Origin of the sequence: Maribacter polysiphoniae, assembly GCF_003148665.1 — a bacterium.
GTDB classification, from domain to species: Bacteria; Bacteroidota; Bacteroidia; order Flavobacteriales; family Flavobacteriaceae; genus Maribacter_A; species Maribacter_A polysiphoniae.
The window spans coordinates 436,193-455,402 of the sequence record NZ_QGGQ01000003.1; the positions used below are offsets into that span (position 1 = coordinate 436,193).

At 38.3% G+C, this 19,210-nt stretch carries 14 protein-coding genes; 10 read left to right on the forward strand and 4 right to left on the reverse strand.

What is annotated here, in order from left to right; translation table 11 throughout:
• Positions 1-99 precede the first annotated feature (99 nt).
• Genes LX92_RS09485 through LX92_RS09495 form a run of 3 tightly spaced genes read left to right on the forward strand, consistent with a single transcriptional unit; the run spans position 100 to position 4,781 of the window.
• Positions 100-1,281, forward strand: a complete 1,182-nt coding sequence (locus tag LX92_RS09485; RefSeq protein ID WP_211315848.1) for an aldose epimerase family protein — start codon at positions 100-102, stop codon at positions 1,279-1,281.
• 9 nt (positions 1,282-1,290) lie between these two features.
• A complete protein-coding gene (locus LX92_RS09490; RefSeq protein ID WP_109650047.1) occupies positions 1,291-2,280 on the forward strand; it encodes a glycoside hydrolase family 43 protein in 990 nt (329 codons plus the stop codon).
• A 59-nt stretch (positions 2,281-2,339) separates the two neighbouring features.
• On the forward strand, positions 2,340-4,781 hold the full coding sequence (locus LX92_RS09495; RefSeq protein ID WP_109650048.1) for a glutaminase domain-containing protein: 2,442 nt from the start codon (positions 2,340-2,342) through the stop codon (positions 4,779-4,781).
• Between the two features lie 538 nt (positions 4,782-5,319).
• Here LX92_RS09495 and LX92_RS09500 read toward each other — a convergent pair.
• From LX92_RS09500 to LX92_RS09510, 3 genes are all read right to left on the reverse strand, one after another.
• The gene (locus LX92_RS09500; protein WP_109650049.1) at positions 5,320-6,339 is read right to left on the reverse strand and encodes a UDP-glucose--hexose-1-phosphate uridylyltransferase; all 1,020 of its coding nucleotides are present in this window, start codon (positions 6,337-6,339) and stop codon (positions 5,320-5,322) included.
• Positions 6,340-6,360: 21 nt separating this feature from the next.
• Complete coding sequence (gene galK, locus LX92_RS09505; RefSeq protein WP_109650050.1) at positions 6,361-7,509, reverse strand: galactokinase; 1,149 nt, start codon at positions 7,507-7,509, stop codon at positions 6,361-6,363.
• Between the two features lie 199 nt (positions 7,510-7,708).
• Positions 7,709-8,707, reverse strand: a complete 999-nt coding sequence (locus tag LX92_RS09510) for a GntR family transcriptional regulator (protein ID WP_109650051.1) — start codon at positions 8,705-8,707, stop codon at positions 7,709-7,711.
• A 171-nt stretch (positions 8,708-8,878) separates the two neighbouring features.
• Between LX92_RS09510 and LX92_RS09515 the strand changes: the two genes are divergently transcribed.
• From LX92_RS09515 to LX92_RS09530, 4 genes are all read left to right on the forward strand, one after another.
• Positions 8,879-10,525, forward strand: a complete 1,647-nt coding sequence (locus tag LX92_RS09515) for a sodium/sugar symporter (protein ID WP_109650052.1) — start codon at positions 8,879-8,881, stop codon at positions 10,523-10,525.
• A gap of 461 nt (positions 10,526-10,986) precedes the next feature.
• Positions 10,987-12,747, forward strand: coding sequence for an FAD/NAD(P)-binding protein (locus LX92_RS09520; RefSeq protein ID WP_109650053.1), 1,761 nt, complete (start codon positions 10,987-10,989; stop codon positions 12,745-12,747).
• Positions 12,748-13,222: 475 nt separating this feature from the next.
• A complete protein-coding gene (locus tag LX92_RS09525; RefSeq protein ID WP_109650054.1) occupies positions 13,223-13,735 on the forward strand; it encodes a pyridoxamine 5'-phosphate oxidase family protein in 513 nt (170 codons plus the stop codon).
• Positions 13,736-13,738: 3 nt separating this feature from the next.
• Positions 13,739-15,259, forward strand: coding sequence for a GH3 family domain-containing protein (locus tag LX92_RS09530; RefSeq protein WP_109650055.1), 1,521 nt, complete (start codon positions 13,739-13,741; stop codon positions 15,257-15,259).
• A 16-nt stretch (positions 15,260-15,275) separates the two neighbouring features.
• Here LX92_RS09530 and LX92_RS09535 read toward each other — a convergent pair whose 3' ends face one another.
• Positions 15,276-15,836: a hypothetical protein gene (locus LX92_RS09535; RefSeq protein ID WP_109650056.1), complete on the reverse strand. Its 561-nt coding sequence runs from the start codon at positions 15,834-15,836 to the stop codon at positions 15,276-15,278.
• A gap of 301 nt (positions 15,837-16,137) precedes the next feature.
• Between LX92_RS09535 and LX92_RS09540 the strand changes: the two genes are divergently transcribed.
• The 3 genes from LX92_RS09540 to LX92_RS09550 are packed head-to-tail and all read left to right on the forward strand — an operon-like array spanning position 16,138 to position 19,143.
• The gene (locus tag LX92_RS09540) at positions 16,138-16,539 is read left to right on the forward strand and encodes an arsenate reductase family protein (protein WP_109650057.1); all 402 of its coding nucleotides are present in this window, start codon (positions 16,138-16,140) and stop codon (positions 16,537-16,539) included.
• A 21-nt stretch (positions 16,540-16,560) separates the two neighbouring features.
• Entirely contained in the window at positions 16,561-18,033 is a 1,473-nt protein-coding gene (locus LX92_RS09545) for a DUF748 domain-containing protein (RefSeq protein WP_109650058.1), read from the forward strand.
• A 12-nt stretch (positions 18,034-18,045) separates the two neighbouring features.
• Positions 18,046-19,143: a DUF748 domain-containing protein gene (locus tag LX92_RS09550; protein WP_109650059.1), complete on the forward strand. Its 1,098-nt coding sequence runs from the start codon at positions 18,046-18,048 to the stop codon at positions 19,141-19,143.
• Positions 19,144-19,210: the final 67 nt, after the last annotated feature.

Sequence of the window (19,210 nt, forward strand, 5' to 3'; positions counted from 1 at the left end):
ATATTGCATGAAAGCTTGATAGAATCAAACCTGATACTACCTGAGTGTTGAAAGGTATGAAGGTTAGCAGTGACATTAAAAATCAAATAAAATAAACTCATGAAAATTAGAAATGTTTGTTTGTTAGGGGTAGTTATAATGGTTTTGGGCTATACATCCTGTAAGGATGATAAAAGGGAAAATAAATCGATCAATGATAATGAGCCAATAATTGAAAGAATATTTGAAACACCTTTACAGAAAGCTTCCTTTGATACGGTAATCGAAGGAAATCCTGTAAAACTTTTCTGGTTACATAATAAAAATTTAAGTATGGCCATTACAAATTATGGTGGTCGGATTGTTGGGCTTTACGTGCCTGACAATAACGAAAAAATGACAGATGTCGTCATTGGTCGTGGTAGTGTCGATAGCTATGTGAAAGGTCCTGAATCCTATTTTGGGGCAACTATTGGTAGGGTGGGTAATCGAATAGCAAAAGGCAAATTCACATTGGAAGGCAAGGAGTATTCAATTGTTCCCAATAATAACGGGAACGCACTTCATGGTGGTGAAAAAGGTTTTCAGGATAAAGTTTGGGATGCCAATCAACCCAATGAATATACGCTCGTACTAAACTATGTATCCCCTGATTCGGAAGAAGGTTTTCCTGGAAATCTAAATGTAAAAGTCACCTATTCACTCACAGAGGACAATGCAGTGAAAATGGAATATGGGGCGACTACAAATAAGCCAACCCTGGTCAATTTGACCAATCATGCATACTTTAATTTGAATGGAGAGGGAAGCGGAACTATTCTGGATCATAAACTACAAATCTATGCTGATAAGTTCACTCCTGTTGACAAGGGTTTAATACCTACGGGTGAAATGGTGAATGTCGCTGATACACCTTTCGACTTTATAGAACCACATGCCATTGGAGAAAGAATTGATGACGACAGCGAGCAACTTGTATTCGGCGGTGGATACGACCATAATTATGTATTGAGCGGCAAGAGGGAAAATGATATGAATCATGTTGCGACTGTCAAAGGGGATAAATCAGGGATTGTGATGGATGTTTATACAAAGGAACCAGGTGTTCAATTCTATAGCGGCAATTTTATGGCCTCGGAGAATGAACTAAAATCTGGGAGTAGAGATGATTATAGGACGGCTTTTTGCCTAGAAACACAACATTTTCCTGATGCTCCAAATCACCCCAATTTCCCATCAATTATTTTGAGGCCCGGGGAGTACTACCATACAGTATCGGAATACAGATTTTCAATAGAATAATATAGGATTATGCAAAGATTAAGGTTCTTAGTTTATCTTTTAATACTCCATGTGGGCGCGCTTTTTTCCCAAAATGACACAAGTTTAGGAACATCCAACATTTACCTTGCCGACCCTACAATTTATCATTTTGACGGTGTGTATTATTTATATGGAACTAATGGGAATCCAAAACTTTCTAAAAAACAAGGCTTTTTGGTCTATACCTCAAATGATTTAAGAACTTGGCAGGGCCCTAGGGGGGTCAATGATGGTCTTGCCCTTAAAAAAGGTGATGCTTTTGGTGATAAAGGATTCTGGGCACCTCAGGTTTTTGAATATCAGAATAAATTCTATATGGCTTATACTGCCAACGAACATATCGCAATGGCGATGGCCGATAGTCCTTTGGGACCATTTATTAATACAGACAAGGAGGACTTGAAAGCACCCGTAAAACAAATAGACCCTTTTGTTTTTTTTGATGACGATGGAAAAAAATACCTATATCATGTTCGCCTAGATCAAGGAAATCGCATTTTCGTTGCAGAACTCAACAATGACCTTCTAAGTATAAAATCGCAAACCTTGACGGAATGCCTGTCTGGCGAACTGCAATGGGAAAATACCAGGAATAGTGAATGGCCCGTAACCGAGGGGCCTACGGTTTTAAAACACAATAATCTCTACTATCTGATATATTCAGCCAACGATTTTAGAAACCCTGATTATGCGGTAGGAATTGCAACCAGTGAAAGTCCTATGGGACCTTGGGAAAAATCAGAAAAAGGTTCCTTCATTCATAGGGATATACTGGGTGTAAACGGTACAGGTCATGGTGATGTTTTAGTTGACAACGAAGGTGGTATGCAATATGTGTTGCATACCCATTTCAGCGACTCTGAGGTGCAACCAAGAAAAACAGCTATAGTGAAAGTTTCTTTTAAACAAAATGAAGGAACCCCCGATATATTAGAGATGAACAAAAAATCATTTCGATTTTTACAATTAGCGCATTAATGCATGGAATATCAAACTTTTCATACCGTTTCTGAATATAAATTTAATATAATAAAAAAATGAAGAAAGCTAGTTTTATAATGGTCGTACTATGTTTTATGGGCATTTCAAAAGCTCAAGAACGTCAAGCACCTGCTTATCCGTTGATAACACATGACCCCTACTTTAGTATTTGGTCTATGGGCGATTATATCAATGGATCTTCAACAGAGCATTGGACCGGGAAAGACCATTCAATGGTGGGAATCATCAATGTAGATGGCACAAACTATCGCTTTTTAGGGAAAGAGGCAGTGAATTATCATGATGTGTTACCCACCTCAATAAAAGGAAGGATTACGGAAACAGCACCTAGTGATGATTGGGTGACCACTAATTTTGACGATACTACATGGCAAGAAGCCCAAGCTCCTTATGGGAATGAGGGTCAGGCTACGACCACATGGAAAACGAATGATTTATGGTGGCGGAAAAAATTCAAAATCAAGGAATTAAAATTGGAAGATATCTTCTTGAAAATTTCCCATGATGATGATGTGGATGTTTACCTGAACGGTGAAAAAATTTATGAATGCCAAGAATGTTGGACCAGCGAAAATGAGTTTCGATACTATGAAATTCCAAAAACAGTTCAGCAAAAGTTAAAAAAGAAGAATAATGTTCTGGCCGTGCATGTAAAAAACAATCGGGGAGGGCAATGGTTAAACGCTGGTATCGTAGAGAAAAGAAAAGTAAAGGGAGAGGCATTAATGGCCAAGCAAACAAAATTGGATATAAGTGCTACCCAAACTACATATAGTCTTGTTTGTGGAGCTGTTGATGTGAAGCTTACCTTTACTTCACCCTTATTAATGGATGACCTTGATTTGTTGGCAAGGCCCGTTTCATACATTTCAATAAAAACCGAGCCAAACGATAATAAACCTCATGATGTACAAGTTTATTTTGGGGCATCTTCCTCTATTGCCTCGAATGATTCAAGTCAGTTAATGACCGCCGAGAAGTCAAGTACAGAAAGCCTTGATTTTCTTAAAGTTGGGACAGATGAGCAACCGGTATTAGAAAAAAAAGGAGACATTTTATGTATAGACTGGGGGTATCTTTATGTGGCAACCGAGAAAAATTCCGGAGCAATCCAAAATGTCACGTCAGCTGCCAATGCTAAAAAGGATTTGTTAAAAGGGAAACAAAGTCCATTTCAAAAATCTGGTAAACAATTGATGTTGAATACAGTATTTCCAAAAGAAAGAATAAATACAGAGAAAGAATACCTGGTGCTTTTGGGCTATGATGATGTTTATTCAATTAATTATTTTGGAGAACAACTCCGTCCATGGTGGAACAAGGAAGGAAAAAACTCCTTGCCAAATGAATTGGATAAGGCCTTAATGGGGTATGGGGCTATCATCGAAAGATGTGCGGATTTTGATAAAGCGCTTTATATAGACGGTGTAGCTGCCGGTGGCGAGAAATATGCAAAAATACTGGAAATAGGATACCGCCAGAGTATTGCCGCCCATAAATTATTGGAAAGCCCTGAAGGTGAAATTTTATTTTTATCGAAAGAAAACAATAGTAATGGTTCAATAAATACGGTTGATGTTACCTACCCATCGGCTCCTTTATATCTTGTTTACAATCCCGATTTATTAAAAGGAATGCTCAATGGTATTTTTTATTATAGTGAAAGCGGTAAATGGAAAAAGCCATATCCCGCCCATGATATTGGTACATACCCTATTGCTACCGGGCAAACTTATGGGGAGGATATGCCCATCGAAGAGGCGGGAAATATGGTAGCTCTTGTGGCCGCCATAACAAAAGCCGATGGAAATGCGGAATATGCCAAAAAGCATTGGGAATCCCTAACCACTTGGTCCAACTATCTTAAAAAGGAAGGCCTTGATCCTGCCAATCAACTTTGCACAGATGATTTCTCAGGGCATTTGGCTAGGAACGCCAATCTTTCTATAAAAGCAATTGTAGGTGTAGGAGGATATGGGTATATGGCAAAGCTCTTGGGTAAAAATGAAATTGCAGCTGATTATACCGAAAGGGCAAAATCTATGGCGAAACAGTGGATGATATTGGCAGATTCAGGGAATCATTATGCGCTTACATTTGATAATAAGAATACGTGGAGTCAAAAGTATAACTTGGTATGGGATAAATTAATAGGTCTTGACCTATTCCCAAAAGAGGTGTATAAAAAAGAACTGGCTTATTATTTGACCAAAAACAATAAATATGGGCTTCCCCTTGATAATAGGGCGGACTACAGTAAGTCTGACTGGATATTATGGACAGCAACTTTGACTGATTCAAAATCTGATTTTCAAATATTCGCGGACCCCATTTATTTATTTGCCAAGGAAACCAAAGATCGTGTGCCTATGAGTGATTGGCATTTTACAACCACTGGTGATATGCGTGGTTTTAAGGCAAGAAGTGTAGTAGGTGGTTATTTCATTAAATTGTTGGATGATAAGTGGAATAAATAGGCAGTGACACCTGTTGTTTGTGGGATAATGGATGGGGGGAAGCTATTTTAATCTTATTTGCGGATTTTTAGCAAAAAATTCACCAATGGCATACCCTTCATCTTGCCCATTTATAATGGCGGGCATATAATGAATATCACCATAAAAATAGCGAATAGCCGCTTCTTTAGATGTTGCTTGGAACGAGCTGAAATATTATGGGTCGGTACGCGGTATTCTTCTTTTGTAGAATCGGAAAAGGCAAATTATTCATCGAACAGTTCGGTCAAGAGTATTGACTGACTGGAACACACTACATTATGTCCGCTGTTGTCTTTAGGGAATGGCGGAGTCTGCAACACAGGAAACCAATTGTGGTCTATGTGTTGGTCCATGTAGGTCTTAAGTCGAATAACAAAAGTAGCAAAAGAAATGCTGCAGGTTTTTATTAAAAATAGAGGAATCGGTTTTAATAAGACCTAAAAACTAGAATTTAAATAATCTATATGATTTTCAGGAATTATATCCCTAGTTTATGAAAAATGGGTCTTTTTTAAGGTCAGATTAGTTGTTTTAATTTTTCGCAAGCAATTTCGGCGGTAATATCACGTTGGGGCGAGCCGAACATCTCATAACCTACCATGAATTTCTTTACGGTGGCACTTCGCAATAACGGCGGATAAAAGCTCATGTGCCAATGCCAGTGGCTGTTGTCCTTGTCATTGGTAGGGGCTTGATGTATACCGCTCGAGTACGGGAAGGAAGTGTTGAATAGTTTGTCGTACACTTTGGTTAAAACAGAGATGGCTTCCGAAAAAAGCAACGTTTCATGGCCTTTTAATCCAAGAATATTGGGCTGATGCCTTTTTGGGACGATCATGGTTTCATAAGGCCATACGGCCCAAAAAGGGACGAGTACCACAAAGGCGTCATTCTCAAAAATAATGCGTTCTTGTTTTGATAGCTCTTGGTCGAGATAATCCCCTAAAAGACTGCGGTTTTTTTTGTTGAAATATTCTGATTGGTTTTCATCCTTTTTGATGATTTCATTGGGAAGGCTCGATTGACTCCATATTTGTCCATGGGGATGGGGATTACTACAGCCCATAACAGCACCCTTATTTTCGAATATTTGAACGTATTCGATAAAATCATTTTTTGCAAGCGCGTTGTATTCCCGTTGCCAGGCAATGACCACTTTTTCAATTTCCGAAGGATCCATTTCGGCCAGACTTTTTGAGTGGTCGGGACTAAAGCAGATTACTTTGCAAATTCCATGCTCACTTTGGGCTGTAAGCAAGCCATCCTCAATAGTAAAATCTTTGGAACCGGTCTGCAGGGCCGCAAAATCATTGGTAAACACGAATACATCTTCGTAATTTGGGTTTGTCTCCCCATTGATCCTTTTGTTTCCTGCACATAAATAGCAATTCGGGTCATGTGCGGGGCGTACTTCGTTGGACACCGCTTCATTTTGACCTTGCCAAGGTCGTTTGGCGCGATGCGGTGAAACCAAAACCCATTCCCCGGTTAAAATATTAAGGCGTTTATGCGAATAATCTTGTAAATCCGAATTCATTTTGATTGGAATAAAGTTTAATTAGTTTATTAAATGTGTTCCTTGTGAAAGTTTTACGTCATAAATTGAACACGCTCTATTGAATTGGGCTTTGTAAGCTTTTGAAGCTTGTGCTTTAAAGTTTTCCGCCCCGTCTTTTGCAACCAGATTTATGGTGCAACCGCCAAAGCCGCCACCCATCATCCTAGCCCCTAAAACATGTTCGTTCAGTTTGGCTTGCCCTACCAGGAAATCCAATTCATCGCAACTTACCTTGTATTGGTTTTGCAATCCCTCATGCGAAGCATAAAGTAGTTTTCCAAGGGCTTCCAAATCACCTTGTTGCATGGCTTTTGAGGCAGAGATCGCACGTTCGTTTTCCTGAATGACGTAGCGTACTTTTTGATAGTTTTCAGGGCTTATTTTATCCTTTATCGATGCTAATTCAAGTTCGGTGGCGTCCCGTAAAGCGGGAATATTGAGCATTTTGGCAACCGATTCACATACCGAACGCCTATCATTGTATGCACTGTCCGATAAACTGTGTTTTACATTGGTGTTTATTAGTGCGAATTCGTGGTGTTGAAAATCAATTTCAAAAGAATCGGATGTTATGGTCCTGCAGTCGAGTAACAGGGCTTTGTTTTCAATACCGAACATGCTGGCGTATTGATCCATGATACCACATTTGACCCCTACGTGGTTATGTTCTGCCTGTTGTGAGATCAATATCATCTCATGTTTGGATAATCCTAATTTGAAAACCTCGTTCAAGCCAAGGACCACACTGTTTTCCAGGGCGGCAGAGGAAGACATACCGGAACCCACAGGAATATTGCCACCAAAAACAATATTGAAGTTTCCAACGCTTTTACCGATCTTTTGGATTTCGGCAACAACCCCCAATAGGTAGTTTTGCCAGCTCCCCTGGGATAAAGGACCAATGTTTTTCAATGAAAACATGAAGGTTTCTTCTTTATCGGTGGCGTAAGCTGTACAGCTATCGGAATCACTTTTGTTTATGGCGGCTATGATACCTTTATCCACTGCAGCAGGGAATACGAACCCATCGTTGTAATCGGTATGTTCCCCAATGATGTTGATTCTGCCGGGGGAGAAAACCATTACGGGAGCTCTTTGGAATTTAGAGACGAATTCGTTCTTCACATTTGTTAACAAAGAGGTATTCATTTTTTTGTCGTGTATTTATTATAAGCTCTAAACGATGTTATGTCCATTTCCGGGTATTGGAACGGAACCATCAGGGAAAGCCTAAAGCTTCAATCCCAATATGGGGGGTACCTTTTAAGGCTGTAGTTCGTGGTCCAGGGGCTATATGGTTTTCAGTATCTTGTTTATGGTTCGAACTTGACATAGGCATGTATTGGAATCACAATGAATTTCTAAGAATAAGGTTGGATGTGTTTTCTATCTGACGTTTTTCCTTGGAAAGGATCATTTTTGCCAATTGATTCCCCATTTCATAAAAATCCGTAGAAATGGAGGTAATCCCACCTTCCACGATTTCTTTGAGCAAAGTATCATTGTAGGAGATGATACCAATGTCTTTGGAAAGGACCAATCCGGCTTCTTTGATTCTCTTGATGATCCGTAATAGATCTTTATCGTCGGGGATTATATATACCTCGCCTTTTTTAGGGATGCGCCCTTGTAGTAGTTGAATTACCGAATTTTCAATACCATTTGATGTGCAAAACTTGTTGAATCCATCAAGCATGCCTTGGGGTTGTCTGTCCGGGTTGAAAAGCAAAATCAATTCCCTGTAATTCTCGATCAGATGTAGTACGGAGCTAAGGTTATTGATGATGTCTTTTTCAAAATTTTGATAAATGGCAGCGTATTGGACCAAATTATCTTGAATCTGATCTAAGATATAAACCTTGTCTCTCGGTAGAATTTCAATGGCTGAATTTGCCTGCTTTAGGTTGGCGGGCATTATCACATAATAATTGTAATTGCCGTTGCTTTCATAGATCAGGTTGTTGAACATTTCAGCGTTGAAATGGTGGAAGAAAATTTCAACTTTGATATTTTCTTCAAGATTTTCAAGAAAAGAATTGTACAGGTCCTCTTTAAATGAATTGAGTTCATCAAAGAGCAAGAATATTTTTTTGGAAACTCTTATATCCTCGTTCAGGACATAATAGCCCTTTCCGACGACCGATTGTATGATGCCTCTGGCCTTTAATTCATTAAAGGCCATTAGAACGGTATCCCGTGAAATTTTATAGGTATCCCTGATATAGTTTATTGAAGGTAATTGATCGCCTTTTTTCAATTTACCATCAATAATGGCCTCCTCGATCGAAGCGATGATTTGCTTGTATTTCGGAGTTCCTTTTTTTTGTTTAATACTGATTATACCCATACTGCAAAGGTATTGAATTATTTTTATTAATACTAGTAGGTACTAGTAGGTATTATTTAAAATAATTCTTAAATTCGTAACGTTGTCGAACATCTTATGGGCCTTTATGCTAAGGAATCGAATAACCGTTGTTCGTGATAACGCCGACTTAAAGAAACTAAATAAACAACTATGACAAGTGGATTTGGATTTTGGGATTATGCCGTTTTTATAGCATATGCCGTATTGATTTTGGGAGTGGGATTATGGGTATCCCGGGATAAAAAGGGACATGAAAAAAATGCAGAGGACTATTTTTTGGCGAGTAAATCATTGCCATGGTGGGCGATAGGAACTTCGTTGATAGCTGCTAATATTTCCGCAGAGCAATTTATTGGAATGTCGGGGTCGGGGTTTGCCCTGGGGCTTGCCATTGCTTCTTATGAATGGATGGGGGCGATTACGTTGATCATTGTAGGGAAATACTTTTTGCCCATATTTATCCAGAAAGGACTTTATACCATTCCCGAGTTTGTTGAAAAAAGATTTTCCACCAACCTAAAGACCATACTGGCCGTTTTTTGGATCGCATTATATGTGTTCGTAAATCTGGCTTCGGTTTTGTATTTGGGGGCGTTGGCCATAGAAACCATTATGGGTGTTGATATGATATATGCCGTTATTGGTTTGGCATTGTTTGCCGCCGCCTATTCTTTATATGGTGGGTTATCGGCTGTTGCATGGACTGATGTAATTCAGGTGGTGTTTTTGGTTTTAGGTGGATTGGCGACCACGTATCTGGCCTTGAATACGGTTTCCGGTGGCGAAGGGCTTCTCTCCGGTTTTTATACGGTAATGGAAGTTGCCCCGGAAAAATTCCATATGATTTTGGAGGAATTCAATGCTGATGGGGTTAAAAATCCCAATTATTTGGATTTACCTGGTGTTTGGGTTTTGGTAGGAGGTTTGTGGGTGGCAAATATTTACTATTGGGGCTTCAATCAATATATAATACAACGAACATTAGCCGCAAAATCTTTAAGGGAATCGCAAAAAGGTATTTTATTGGCCGCTGCTTTAAAAATAGTGATCCCTTTGATTGTTGTAATACCGGGTATTGCAGCCTATGTAATGGTCAACGACCCCTCTATCATGGCTAGATTGGGGGAAGCCGGGCAACTCAACATACCATCCATGGAACAGGCCGATAAGGCATATCCCTGGTTGTTACAATTCTTACCTGTAGGATTAAAAGGGGTAGCCTTTGCAGCTTTGGCGGCGGCTATCGTATCCTCGTTGGCATCGATGTTAAACTCAACGTCCACCATTTTTACCATGGATATCTATAAGCAATACATCAATAAAGATGCAGATGACAAAACTACGGTAAATGTAGGTCGGATTTCAGCAGCGGTTGCTTTGATTATAGCTGCGGTCATGGCTCCTTTATTAGGCGGTATCGATCAGGCCTTTCAATTTATCCAAGAATGGACAGGAGTTGTAAGTCCAGGTATTTTAGCGGTATTTATTTTGGGTCTTTTCTGGAAAAAAACCACAAATAGTGGAGCAATTTGGGGGGCACTTTTGTCGATACCGATGGCCTTGTTGTTAAAATATATTCCAATTGATGCTTTGGAACCTTGGATGCACCAAATGGGATTGACGGCGATTTTCACCATGTTCATCATTATGGTTATAAGCCAACTTGAAACTAACGGAAAAGATGATGGGAAAGGAATCACCTTGTCGAAGAAATTATTTAAAACTTCCCCATTGTTCAATATAGGGTCTTTTGTTTTGTGTATTATTATCGCTGTTTTATACTGTTTGTTCTGGTAAGGTTTTAAATGGAATATATCGAAAACCCCTTTTAAATTGGAATGACAGGAAGAAGGATGGTTAATGGAGCCATCCTTGATTCTCTGGTTATGATCGGCATCTAAAGATGGGAGGAGGTCATACAATGTATAGCATAAATTACGGAACGATAAAGTGCAATATGGTAAGATTTAAAACAAACAAATCAGGCATCTCGATTACCGAAAGAAACTAGTGTTGCGAAAATAGGGTGACTATGTGCGTAGTCGGATGCTAAAGGTTGCATTTTATCCTGATCGAACATTTACACATAGGACCAATGTCAAGAGGGCAACAAAAAATGAAATCAATCCATACAATGAAATCAGATTACATTTATCTTTAGACTATAGAACAACAAAAAGGAAATATAAAATTATAATGTAAATCTGTTTTGAATCCATAGCCCAAATCCAGGTCAAGACTTTAAAGAAAAACCAATCATGACAAATAGCAGGAAAATCGGAATTATCGGCATTGGTCCCAGAGGTGGTTATGCTTTGGAAAACCTAATAATGGAATTGGCGAATACCAATAGTTTAACCAATATACAGGTGTCGTTATTTGAAGCAACTGGTAAGTTCGGTAATGGTCCAGTTTATGATCTATCTCAAGCATCGACCAATTGGATAAATATCACAGAAAGAATCTTAGCATTAAAAAAGAGGGAAGCTATAGAGGGTATTATGGTTAAAATTCCATCTTTCCCTTCATACCATGAATGGGCTGGCAAATATTTTAAAAGCATACCCGAGGATATTACGGATACCTACCCACCACGAGGAGATATAGGTAAATATCTTTCTAAACGATTTCAATCACTTGTTGAACCCCTTGTCGATTCAAAAATTGCTTTTTTATATGAAGAGGAAATAATCGATGTAAAATTATTGGATAATAACAAAATCGAAGTCAAAACAAATACAACTACTTATGGCAATTTTGATGAAATATTGTTGACCATTGGTCATCAGCCCACGAAACTTTCAAAACAGATTATGGAGTGGGACGATTTTGCTTTCAATCAACACCATATACAACTTTTTAAATCACCTTATCCGATTTCTGATTTTTTAAACTGTAAAAACCTCAATGAAGAGAGCACCATTGGTATTCGTGGATTTGGATTGGCTATGATCGATGTAGTGCGAGGAATAGCTGAAAAATTCGGTACCTTCATTATTACCGATGAAAAAACTAAATCTTGTACGTATTGTTCTGATCATAAAATCAAAGATATGTTTGTCCCATTTTCCTTGGACGGGTTACCCCCAGTACCCAAGCCTTTAAATGCACGAATAGATAAATGGTTTGAGCCTTCAAAAGAACAGATTCTTGACTTTGAAAAAAGAATTGGAAACCCTTCAACCCAAAAAAATGCAACGAGTCCACAATTTTTAATTACGGCCTTTGCCCCTATAGCGGCAAATGTTTTTATAAATCTGCCCATTGCTTCCAATTTAAATAACCCATCCGAAGAAGAAATTGAAAAAGTAATGATCAAATGGTTAGAAAACCATACCTATGAACATCCTTTGATCACATCCATTAATGATTCTACGAAAAAGAATATGCAAGATTTTGTGGGGATGGCCATTGGTGAAAAAGCGATAAGTTTGGATTTCTGTATTGGTCAGGTATGGCGACACTGCCAGCCATCAATTTATAAACAATTATCCTTTAATGATTGTTCAGATTCAGTTGTTGCCGAAATAATTGCTTTGGATGAATCCACGAAAAGATATTCTTATGGCCCTCCGGTAGAAAGTATCCAGCAATTATTGGCTATGGTAGAAGCCGGGTTCCTTAATTTAGATTGGGTAAATTCCCCTGCTATTGATTTGACAGAAGATGGATGGTGTTTTAAATCTGCAAATAAATCGATTACGGTAAATATTATGATCGATTCGGTTTTGGATTCCCCCAAAATTAAAGCCGTAAATTCTCCACTGGTAAAAAGTATGCTCTCTGATCAGTTGATTGAAACCGTACATGATGATCTTGGTGTAACGACAGGCGGCAATGGCTATTTGATCCCAAAAAATAAGGATTCGAAAATCCCGATTGCTTTACTTGGTAGATTGGCTAAAGGAACCATAATCGGGGTAGATGCTATTCTTGAGTGTTTTGGAGAACGCCCTCAAAAATGGGCCCAACAAGCAGCTGGCAATCATACTAATTGGTTGAATAAAACAATGTTTTAAGGGGAAAGATCAAAAAAGAGGTTTTCACCTTGCTGGGAAGCTATTTTAACAAATCCATTCGGTATTCGTAACGCTTTACTGAAGCACTGGCTTTTTCAGGGTGTATAGCAACATTCAACTAATGAATATAACGATAAGCACAATGCCTTAAAAGTGTTATAATCCATTCTTTCTTGTAGAGAGAATTTCCAACCGTTTCAGGCAATAATCAATTGAATCAATCTTTTGCTCATTTACATCAACCACTTCAAAGGTTTCTCTCGATTTTTACGATGATTCCATATTAAATTATCCAAGTATTTGGATGGAAGGGCACACAACAGGTCATCGCTTGAGCTAACGTCTATGTATTTATAAAAAATATGATGGACTTATTGCGATCAAGTGTAGTGATGGTATGTGCATATGTATAGAATCTTTCAACTCGGTAGTATTAACCGACCTAATCTAAATCTAACACATAAATATTGAAAAAATGAAAAACAAGGATTATTCAAAAGATAATGACGGACTTCGAAAAATGAGGGAATTGTTGGAAAACACCAAGGTGTTCATGATGGCAACTAATTTGGGGAAAGTTCCTTTTTCCATTTGCCCAATGACCCTTCAGGAAATGGATGAGCAAGGTGATCTGTGGTTTTTTGCACCTAGGAACAGTGACCATTTCAAGGAAATAGAAAAAGATAATCGGGTGCAATTGATTATTTCCAATGAGAATGAGCAGCAATATATATCCATTTATGGGAATGCCACACATATTATCGACAAACAAAAATTAAATCAATTGTGGAACCCAATGTTACGGGCATGGTTCAATGGTATGGATGACCCTAATATCGCCCTTTTGAATGTAAATATGGAAAGTGCCTACTATTGGGATAGTTTTGAAAACAAATTGGTCTCCCTATATCATTTAGCAAAGGCTGTAACTACCGGTGATAGAACCGAGATGGGGGAGAAAGGACACGTAGACTTACAAAATCACTAGAACATGGCAATTTTAGGAAACATCATAAAAGGGGTAATAAAGGCATCTGAAATCATTCAACCGGAATTTAATGCCGCAAAAGAGCAAGAGAACGTTTTAAAGGATTTACTAAGCACTGCCCTAAACACAAAGTTTGGTAAAACTTACGGTTTTGAACGAATGTTGGAATCGAAGACTATTGCCAAGGATTTCAGAAACGTTGTACCATATCATGATTATAAGAAAATGACAGATAAATGGTGGCAACACATCCAAAAAGGGGAGAATGATATAAGTTGGCCAGGGCGACCCGATTATTTTGCGTTAAGTTCAGGAACGACCGGTAAAAGCAGTAAGCGTATCCCTGTTACCGACGCTATGATAAAGAGTATTCGAAAAGCCGGAATTCAGCAAGTACTTGCGCTAAGAAATTTTGACTTACCTGCGGATTTCTTTGAAAAGGAGATTATGATGTTGGGCAGTTCAACAGATCTTGAGGAGCACAATAATGCTCTGGAAGGGGAAATCAGTGGAATTAGTGCCAGTAATATTCCTTTTTGGTTTCAAGGGTATTACAAACCGGGTAAGGAAATCGCTCAAATAGATGACTGGGATCAACGTGTTCAACATATTGCAGAAAAAGCACCTGAATGGGATATCGGGGCCCTTAGTGGTATTCCTTCATGGATGGAGTTGATGTTGCAAAAGGTAATCGAATATCATAAATTGAATCATATTCATGAAATTTGGCCTAACCTTCAAGTGTATACATCAGGGGGAGTCGCTTTTGGTCCATATGAGAAAAGCTTTAATGCACTCTTGGGAAAACCGATAACGGTCATCGATACTTATTTGGCCTCTGAAGGCTTTTTGGCTTTTCAACAGCGCCCTGAAACCAATGCCATGAAATTGGTGACCGATAATGGAATCTATTTTGAATTTATCCCTTTTAAACCGGAATACATCCAACCCGACGGTTCGTTGGTGCCCCATGCACCTTCGCTCACGATTTCAGAGGTGGAGAAAGGACAAGATTATGTGTTGGTTATTAGTACGGTTGCCGGGGCATGGCGGTATCTGATAGGTGATACGATTGAATTTACGGATATTGAGCGGGCAGAAATTAAAATTACAGGACGTACAAAATTCTTTTTGAACACTGTTGGTTCCCAACTTTCGGTGAATAAGCTAGATGATGCGGTCCAGTTTTTGGAAAAGAAGTTCGATATTCAAATATCGGAATATACCTTATGTGCGAATCGCATTGAGGGTGAATTCTATCACTGTTGGTATTTAGGTACCGATGCCTCGGTAGACCCCTTGCAACTGTCGGAGTCATTGGATGAATTTCTAAAAGACTCCAATAAAAATTATAAGGTGGCTCGTTCCAAAGCATTAGAGGGAGTGAAAGTAAAAATAGTATCACCTTCCATTTTTCATAACTGGAGTGGTAGCAATAAAAAGAAAGGCGGTCAGGTAAAAATGGAACGGGTCATGGGAGAAGAACGTTTTAAAGAATGGGAAACTTTTGTTGACGGGCAATAAAAAAAATGAGGGTAAACTATTGGCTTTCCTTGACCAAAATCATAATCTCATCGGGAGATAGGTAGTACTTTTGAATTCGTTCTTTGTACGAAAAATCTATATCGGCATTATTCAAAATGAATCGTTTTGTCTTTAAGATATATTCGGCCATACCTGCTGTTACCGCATATGTGTCTGCAGCGCGCTCTGCTTTTTTAATGAACTTACCTGAAAAGGAATATTTAAGTCCGAACCATAAGAGATTTATACCACTGCGCTTTTCATAATCCATGATGTGACCTAGTTCATGCCCAAACCAACCAATTAAAACATCGCTATCCATTTCAGTGGTTTTATAGGTTTTTCCTGTAATCTTTGTTTTTTCACTTATACGTATTACATACTTTCTTTTTCGTTTTGATTTTAATAGGCTCCAGAAAATAGGTTGCGCCTGCATGGTGGATTTGCCCGTTTTCTTTTTGAATCGGAATTCTATTGCCGTTGCTTCTAACTCAGGATAAAAATCAAGAGCGGCACGCGCTTCTTTCTCAATGGATTTCGGTATGGTATGTTGTGCATTTGTGTATGATAACGCCATAAATAATACTATGAATTTTATAAACCTCAATTTTGTTTGTTTTACATCATTTGATTTTATAAAAGTGGCCTAGGGAACTTACGATGCCTTTTATCTTTCATTGTAAAATTCAGATGGTGGACTTATGCCTCTTAAAAGAATGAAAGTCCATTCGCCCATATCCAAATGCTACTGATGGTTCACAATATAAAGATTCATTACGGCCAAGCCAAGGGAGAAGGTGGATTGGGTTACAAAAGAATGTGATTCCGTTAATTCTACGGTAACATTCAAATTATATTTCAAAAAAAAATAAATAATTATGAGTGTAATTTCAAAAAACAACAGAAAACTAACGATTTACTATCATTCGGGCACCTCTTTGGGTAAGCAAACTTATGCCTATACAAAGTCATCCAATAAAAGCTTACATGCGGTAGATATCTCAAAAACCAAAGTCACCGGTACCCAATGGGTAGAATTGGCAGAAGGGTTGAATAAGCAAGTTTCAGACTTGGTTCAAAATGGCCATCCCGATTTCATTAAGAAATACGGAAAGGAAGTTTTGGAAATGAGCCAGCATGATTGGCTGAAAATTTTGGAGAATGCCCCGGAATTCCTAAAGTATCCCATAATCATTGATGGGAAAGATTATTTACAGATTCATAGTGCCGCGGAGTTCAAAAAATATATAAAGCCTGATAGTAAGGGTTTGGAAAAGTAATAGGAAGAAGTTCGTTTGCCAATGAAGAAGTATCTTAAAATAAGTAAAATCAAAAGTACAAAGGCCAGGTCATTTCATGTTCTGATCATGTTTACGGGACTTTGCATCATTCTTATATGGGGGTTGCAAATCTACGCATCATATAAGATTCCAGAGTTGATAAATGAAAGAATACCAAAGAACATGGAAGTGGATTTTGAGGAAATGGATTTAAATATCCTTCTTGGCACTATCCGTTTTCAATCAATCAATTACAAATATTTTAATAAGGAAAGTAACGAGTTGGAGGTCGAAGTAACCATAGGGGCACTCGACATAAATGGATTGGCTTATTGGCCGCTTTGGAAAGACGCCAAATTTAAATGCGATAGGGTAAGAGTCCAAAACGTTGGGATATCCAAGTTGAACAAGACATCTGGGGAGGTAGGGTTTTCTATAGATAATGGGAATATGGAAATGTCAGGATTCAAAACCGATGCTACACTTTTTCATCGGAAAATTCCATTTACTTATCAAAGGATAAGGTTTGGAATAAATGGATTGTTCCTGAACCTAAGCCCTTTTGAAAGTCTCACTGCTGAATCTATAAACCATAAGGACCATAACCTGGAAATCGTAGATTTGGAGATTTTCTCAAAATATAGCAGGGATGAATTATCGCGAAAATTGAATAAAGAACGTGATCATATGGTTTTGTCGATCCCAAAAGGTTTGGTAAATGACCTTTGTTTAAAAACACTAAATGATAGCTTGTACTTTTCGGTAAGGAAGGTTGATGTGTTGAAACCGGAATTGACCATGTATCGGGATAAATTGTTGAAGGATGATAAAGTCGTAAAACCGCTCTTTGGAGCTCAACTTCAAAGACTTCCCATGAAACTTGATATTCAAGACATAGCTATAAAAGATGGGTCAGTGTCTTATTCGGAGCAGGTAAATGAGGATGTAGAGCCGGTATCCATCACATTCAATCGATTGGTTGCCAACATCAATAAGCTATCCAATACAACTGATTTACAAACGAAAGTCGAGGCAAAAGCCCTTCTAATGAATGAAGCTCCCATTCAACTTTTATGGGACTTCAATAGTTCTGGCCATGATGACTATTTCAATGCATCGGCAATCCTCAAGAATTTAAACGCTGAAGAAATCAATCCGTTTTTGGAATCCCAAGCTAAGGTCAGGGCAGAGGGGCATATAAACGAGATGTATTTGACCATACATGGTAATGGTTTTAAATCTCACGGAAATATGAAGATGAAATACAATGACTTCAAATTTTCCATGTTGGATGAGGATAGGTTGGGTATTGACAAAACCCTTACACTTATAGTTAACCTGATTACGAATGATGGTTCAAAAACCGATGAAATGGGCTACAGGTATGGAAAAGTCGAGGTTGAACGTGACCGGTCAAAATCCTTTTTCAATTATCTATGGTTGAACCTAAGGGACGGACTCAAAAATACGGTAGTTGGAAATGGTAAAAAATAAAAACAAAAACTAATGAAAAAGAAAGAAAATAGAGGGATAAGGAAAAAAAGATATTTACTTCCAATACTGGTTATCTGTCTCTTGATAACTTTAAGATTATTGTTGCCATTTGTGGTAAAAAACTATGTCAATAATGTTTTGGCAGACCTACCTGGTTATTACGGCCAAGTTTCGGATATTGATATTTCCATTTATAGAGGGGCCTATGTTATTCACGATTTATTTTTGAATAAAATCGATGCCGGTTCCCAAGTGCCTTTTATAGATTTGGAGAAAACCGATATTTCCATTGAATGGAGTGCCTTGTTCAAAGGTAAAGTGGTCAGTGAGATTGTAATGAGCAGACCGCAATTTATCTATGTTTTTGAAGACCATCAAAATGAGAAGGCAGTTGACCCGGATTTAGAAGATTGGACAAAAGCCTTGACCGATTTGGTGCCTATAGATATCAATAATCTGAAAATCGTACGTGGCAAGGCCGCCTTTGTCCAATTGAATGCTGAACCGAATATCGATTTGTATCTAAATGAAATCGAACTGAATGCTACGAATCTGCGAAATGTTGTTCGCACGGAAAACGAACTTCCTTCACAAATAAACGCCACTGCTGTTTCTATAGGGCAAGGAACGTTTAAACTTGAGGGTAAGATGGATTTGGTAAAGCAAATACCTGATATGGATATTTCATTTTCTTTACAAGAGGCGTCGGCAAAAGCACTAAATGATTTTACCAACCATTATGCAGGAATTGATTTTGTCGACGGTAACCTTAATGTATTCAGTGAAATGGCCATTGCTAATGGATATCTAACAGGTTACGTTAAACCTTTGTTGAAAGATTTGAAACTTGTAGATCCCGAACAGGATAAATTCTTAAATATACTATGGGAAGGCTTTGTCGGCTTTTTTAAGTTCATCCTTAAGAACAAGGGGAATAACACCTTGGCGACAAAAGTGCCTTTACAGGGGGATTTAAATCATGTTGAAACCAAGGTGTGGCCGACCATTTGGAATGTTTTTAAAAATGGGTGGGTAAAGGCTTTTAAAGGGGTCATCGATAATGACGTGAATTTTGAAGATGCGGAAAAAGGCGCTAAGAATACGAAATGATTCAATTAAAGCAAATTACAAAAAAATCCTATATGAATGTGGTAATATCTATGTTCCATGACATAAG

Bases quoted from the DNA above. Each gene is read 5' to 3' on its own strand.
- LX92_RS09485 (WP_211315848.1), top strand. From the start codon at position 100: ATGAAAATTAGAAATGTTTGTTTGTTAGGGGTAGTTATAATGGTTTTG.
- LX92_RS09490 (WP_109650047.1), top strand. From the start codon at position 1,291: ATGCAAAGATTAAGGTTCTTAGTTTATCTTTTAATACTCCATGTGGGC.
- LX92_RS09495 (WP_109650048.1), top strand. From the start codon at position 2,340: ATGAAGAAAGCTAGTTTTATAATGGTCGTACTATGTTTTATGGGCATT.
- LX92_RS09500 (WP_109650049.1), bottom strand. From the start codon at position 6,339: ATGAATTCGGATTTACAAGATTATTCGCATAAACGCCTTAATATTTTA.
- galK (WP_109650050.1), bottom strand. From the start codon at position 7,509: ATGAATACCTCTTTGTTAACAAATGTGAAGAACGAATTCGTCTCTAAA.
- LX92_RS09510 (WP_109650051.1), bottom strand. From the start codon at position 8,707: ATGGGTATAATCAGTATTAAACAAAAAAAAGGAACTCCGAAATACAAG.
- LX92_RS09515 (WP_109650052.1), top strand. From the start codon at position 8,879: ATGACAAGTGGATTTGGATTTTGGGATTATGCCGTTTTTATAGCATAT.
- LX92_RS09520 (WP_109650053.1), top strand. From the start codon at position 10,987: ATGACAAATAGCAGGAAAATCGGAATTATCGGCATTGGTCCCAGAGGT.
- LX92_RS09525 (WP_109650054.1), top strand. From the start codon at position 13,223: ATGAAAAACAAGGATTATTCAAAAGATAATGACGGACTTCGAAAAATG.
- LX92_RS09530 (WP_109650055.1), top strand. From the start codon at position 13,739: ATGGCAATTTTAGGAAACATCATAAAAGGGGTAATAAAGGCATCTGAA.
- LX92_RS09535 (WP_109650056.1), bottom strand. From the start codon at position 15,836: ATGGCGTTATCATACACAAATGCACAACATACCATACCGAAATCCATT.
- LX92_RS09540 (WP_109650057.1), top strand. From the start codon at position 16,138: ATGAGTGTAATTTCAAAAAACAACAGAAAACTAACGATTTACTATCAT.
- LX92_RS09545 (WP_109650058.1), top strand. From the start codon at position 16,561: ATGAAGAAGTATCTTAAAATAAGTAAAATCAAAAGTACAAAGGCCAGG.
- LX92_RS09550 (WP_109650059.1), top strand. From the start codon at position 18,046: ATGAAAAAGAAAGAAAATAGAGGGATAAGGAAAAAAAGATATTTACTT.